Consider the following 5074-nt stretch of genomic DNA (forward strand, 5'->3'; position numbering starts at 1 on the left):
AGGTCGCCAGTTCGAACCCGGTCTTTCACCCTTTAATAAACTCCTCTTCCATGAGTTTTTTTTTGTTTTAGAGTTTTTCTTCTCTCAATTCCTCTTTGGTCTTTATGTAATAACGGTACTCCTTTAATTTAATTTTTTGCGTGTAGAGTATTGATAATTATATATTTATGTTGTTTGATCGCAGTTTCTCTTCCTTTGATCGCAACTTCACTCCCTTTGAGCAAATATTTCTCAACGATTTCTGCTGTTTTATTACATTACACTTAACATAAAAGATATTATTATTTTAAACATCTGACCTCCTAAAAAATATTTGCAGTTGAATATTTTTAAGTAATTATAATATTTTGTTTATCAGTGTTTTGTGTAAAAATTTTAAGATAATTTTAAGAATCTGAATTCTAAATACATCGTTTTTTTTACTTCATTTTCACACAACACATCTACTATCTTTATGGACTACTTTAACCCCGAACCATAAAATTGAAAATATGAAAGCAAGAAATAAAATAAGTATTATTGTTTGTTTATTTTTCTCTATTAGTACAATTTATAGCCAAGATATTTTAATTAGCCAAGGAGGAACCGTAACTGTTGATGGAACTGAAATGTTTTATGATGCAGGAGGATCTACTGGCAACGATGGCAATACTAATTATACAATTACATTAACACCTTCAGTTGCAGGAAAAGCAGTCTGTGTTGACTTTACATCATTTATCTCGTTTTTGGATGTTGATATATTTGCGTCGGCCGATTATATAAGAAATGCGGATAGATTAGAAATATATGATGGTTCTACTACAGGAGATGCTTTAATTGGATCATTACAAGGTGATTATTCTGGCAGTTATAATACAGGACCAACTCCAAATCGTTCTGGACAGCGTGCCGCAAATGGTTTTTCTGAGGAACTCAAACCAGGTAAGTTTTGTGCTTCAAATGCAAATGGAACCCTAACCTTTAGTTTTATCAATATACAATCAAATACTACAGCTGGTTGGGAGGCAAATGTTTCATTATTTGATGTTGCAAGCATAGGATGTACAGTAGATATCAATGCTAATCCAACGTCGATATGTCCTGGCGATAGCACGACACTTACAGCAAATGGAGTTGTTGGTACAGCAACATTAACAAACGATTTTAACACAGGTGTTTTAGGGACTGGATGGACAGGAACTAATGGTTCTTTTTCATTTTTCACTCAATTAAGTTGTGAACCAAACTTAAATAATACAACTATTAATGATGGATCTATATATGTATGGATGCAAAGCACTAGTGGAGCAAGACAACTTACGTCACAAAGTTTTGATATCTCTAATGGAGGTGTAATTTCATTTGACATGAGAATGGCTTCAGATGATGATGGTGGTAATGGTTGTGAATCAACAGATCAAGATGAAGGTGTATACTTACAATATTCAACAGATGGTGGAGGAAGTTGGACAACGTTCAAATATATTTTTCCGTGTGATGAAGCAGACTTTGGTTATAAAGGTGTAGGAGATTATATTTTTGATTGGACAACAATTGCACAGCCTATTCCAGCCGCGGCAGAAACAGCTAATACTAGTTTTAGATGGATTCAAGGTTCAAACTCAAGCGGAAATACTGATAGTTGGGGAATTGATAATGTTAACATTATAACTAAAAACCCAACAACATTAACCATAACAGATTTATCAACGAATACAGTAATTGCTACTTCAACACTATCATCGGTTTCTATTGATGTAAGTCCATCAACAACTACAAATTATAGAGCAACGATTACTGATGGAGTTTCAACATGTTCTGAAGATATTACTGTAACTGTTACTTCTGGAGCAGTAACTACCATAGCGTATTCAGCTAGTTCATATACGACAAGTGATCCAAATCAAACAATCGCTGTTACAAATGGTCCAGTAACAGGTGCTTATACATCATCTCCAGCTGGGTTAACTATCGATTCAACAACGGGAGAAATTACACCAAATACAAGCGCAACAGGAATATATACTGTTACAGTGCCAACCTCTTGTGGAACAACAGATACAACAGTTGAAATTACAGCATCATCCTGTAGTACATGTGCAACTGCTTCATGTCCTGTTGAATCAATTACTGAAACTACAGCAGCATTAGGTCAAACTAATATTACTACAGTATTAGCAGCTGCAGGCGATCAACTCGGCTTAGCACCTTTAACACCTGGAGAATCTGTTACGGTATGTGTTCCAGTAACAGTGCCTGTTGGATCTACAGTATTAGGGTTTAAACAACGTTCGCAATCTACACCTGGTGCATGTGGCGATCCATCTGAAGAAGTTATAACCTATGAATTAGTGCCAGCAACCAATTGTGCAGCTACACCAATTGTTCCAGATCTCACAAATGCATCAAGTGTAGCAAGTGGATTTAATCCTGAATGGAATAATTTAACCGCCGGAGACTACGTATTGTGCTATACAATGTCTGTAACAAATCCTGCTATTTGTTCAAGTGTTGACATTGAGAGTTTGGGATATTATAATGTAATACCAACATCAAATATAATTTATACTTGCTCAGGAACTTTTACAGATACTGGTAATGCTGGTAATTATGGTAATAATGAATCTTGGTCAGTAACTTACTGTCCAGATACACCTGGAGATATAATTCAAATGGATTTCACATCTTTTAGTACGGAAGATAGTTTATCAGGAGCTTGTTATGATTTTTTAAATTTTTGGCAAGGGATTGAAGCGAACCCAGAAACCGCAACTCCAGATACTCAATATTGTGGAACGCTGGCACCTTTTAGCATAACTTCTACAAGTCCTGATGGCTGTATAACATTTTATTTTGAATCAGATTCTTCAATTCCCGATTCAGGATGGTCAGCTACTATATCTTGTTTCACACCATGTACGCCTCCAACTGCTGCTATGGTCGATGCTTCAATAGTTGATATATGTGGACCAGATTCAAATACTCCAGGATCTTTAACAGTAAATTTTGATGCATCAAATTCGACTGCTACTGCTGGACAAGTAATAACAACTTATGAATGGGATTTTGGAGATGGTACAACAATAACAACAACAAGTCCAACTACATCACACACATATCCATCCGATGATGAAATTTATGTGGCTTCGGTCGCAGTAAGAGATGATAATACTTCAGAAGATCCTTTAGGTTGTAAAAGTACAAATGCTGTTACAAAAATAATCCGCATTCTACCAGATCCCGATTTTACAGGTTCATCCACAACAATAAATATAAACTGTGGTGAAAGTGCAAATCTAACAGGTTTAGTAACTTCACAAACAGAAACTCAAGAAACTCCTATTTTTAATGCAGCCACAATAAACTTACCAGACGGAACAGGTGTTGCATATACCTCTACTATAGATTTTACTGGTTTTTTTCCAAGTGGAACAACGATGTCTGCTACTTGTTACCCAGTCTTATCATTTGACATTGAGCACTCAGCCACTCAAGATTTAGAAATTACATTAATTTCTCCTTCGGGACAATCAGTAGTAGTTTTTGATCGATTAGGCGATGCTACAGATCCTACTGGTTTTGGAGCTTGTGTAAATCAAGATGATGATGGAGTGCCTGGATGTTCAACAACGTATTCAATTGTAAATAGTGGAGGTGCTGATTGGGCTAATGCAGCGTCACACACAACAACATCAACACCTTGTGCTACTTATACAGGTCCTTGTTCTCCTATTGGAGCATGGCCTAATATAGGTTATTACTATGTATCTCAAACGTATAATTCAGATAACCCCTTTTCTACTTTAGATGGGGCTGACTTAAATGGAATTTGGACACTAGAAATTATAGATCATGAAGTAAATGATGATGGTGTATTGGAAACATGGTCTTTATCATTTCCTCAAACTTGTTACTCTCTAGAAACAGTAACTCCAGATTTAACTACAGCAGTATGGTCACATTCGGGCACAGGACCGGCAGTTCCTAGTCAAACAACAACATCTACTAATGTAACAGATCCTGGATCAGATGTATGTCCAACTACTGGAACTTGTACTGGTACCGAACTAAGCAATGATATTACAGTTGGACCATTTTCTACTACAGGACCTTTTACGTATACGCTTACCGCAACAGATGAGTTTGGTTGCGAATATGAACATGACGTAACCATTAATGTTGCTCCTTGTGTATGTACTATTTCGGGTACGCTATCTGCCTGCGTAGGAAGTACGACTCAATTAACGGGATCGGGAACAGCTAATGCAATCAATCCTTGGATATCATCAGATGTATCAGTAGCAACAGTAAGTGCAACAGGATTGGTAACGGGAGTAAGTGATGGTACAACAGATATAACCTATACTGACACCAATGGATGTATGGTAACGGAAACTGTAACAATTAATCCTCTCTTATCATCAACTATTAGTTGTGGAACAGCTACATTAACTTCAACGCAATTTAATTGGGCAGCAGTTCCTGGAGCTACATCATATACAATTTCTTACCAAATTGGAGCAAATCCAATAGTAAATATTGGAAATATTGGAAATATTTTAACCTATACAGCTTCTTCTACAGGACCAAATCCGATCAATGCTAGTGATACTGTTGAAATTACTGTAACTCCTATTGGGCCAACTGGAACCTGTTTAGAATCGGCTAGTTTACAATGTACGGCAGCAAATTGCACACCTCCAATGCTCACACTTTCCTCCGCAGCCGGAACAGATGCGCAAACGATATGTATTAATACACCTATTGTACCTATTACTTATGATTTAACAGCAGGAACTTCTGGAGCAGCAGGAATTATATTATCTTCTGGAGCGTTTCCTACAGGTATAACAGGATCTTTTTCTTCTGGCGTATATACTATTAGTGGAACACCAACTACAGTAGTAGGTTCACCTTTTAATTATACATTAACAACTACTGGAGGTTGTTCTAATCCAGTAATTGCAGGTAACATTACTGTCAACTCACAAGTAACACCAACATTTACTCAAGTAGCTGATATCTGTGAAGGTGATACATTATCAGCTTTACCATTAGTTTCAAACAACGGCATCAACGGAACTTGGTCACC

General features: G+C 36.6%; 1 protein-coding gene. It reads left to right on the forward strand.

The genetic code is table 11. The features are described 5' to 3' along the window. Nucleotides 1-491 precede the first annotated feature (491 nt). Nucleotides 492-5074: proprotein convertase P-domain-containing protein (locus ACRBBL_RS27270; RefSeq protein WP_431372275.1), on the forward strand; the 4583-nt coding region annotated here is incomplete at its 3' end.

This window comes from Kordia sp. (assembly GCF_050633145.1).
In the GTDB taxonomy this organism is placed as follows: Bacteria; Bacteroidota; Bacteroidia; order Flavobacteriales; family Flavobacteriaceae; genus Kordia.